General features: G+C 43.5%; 1 protein-coding gene. It reads right to left on the reverse strand.

The annotated features are described in order from the left end of the window. Nucleotides 1–60: 60 nt before the first annotated feature. On the reverse strand, nucleotides 61–533 hold a 473-nt coding region (locus MZO40_RS17000; protein ID WP_252133475.1), incomplete at its 5' end, for a transposase.

Below are 533 nucleotides of genomic sequence, written 5' to 3' on the forward strand. Positions count from 1 at the left end.
TGGTAGCGTCAAGAATCTTGTGTAAATGAAATGCCTTCGTACATATAATATGTATCTAACTTAAATAAATGATGCTTCCAAGGTGTCCTGGAGTCCTTTGAACCCTCGGTGGATCCGCTTCAGAGACTTCTCGTTATAAACATTAAACTGAGAAACCAGGAAGCGATCCAGTGAATCTTCCGTTGGAAATTGTTCTTTGTGGTGGGTGGTGCGCTTGAGATGCTTATTAAAGTTCTCAATCAGGTTATTGGAGTATAGTGATTGCCGGATAGCTGGTGGAAAGTCCATGAAAGTGAGTAAATTCGGCATTTTAAGCAGATCTTTGATTAATTTGGGATAGGTCTGATGCCAGTTGTTGGCGAACTCATTCAGTTTCAGTTCGGCTGCTTCACGGTTGGCGGCCCGATGAACTTGTTTAAAGTCACTGATCACGGCCTTGCGGTCTTTTACGCGAACTTTGTTCATCAGATTCCGCCCAACATGAACCAGGCAACGTTGTCGTTTGGCTTTAGGGAAATGCCGATTCAAGCCTT

Origin of the sequence: Lactiplantibacillus sp. B652, assembly GCF_023806745.1 — a bacterium.
GTDB lineage: Bacteria > Bacillota > Bacilli > Lactobacillales > Lactobacillaceae > Lactiplantibacillus > Lactiplantibacillus pentosus.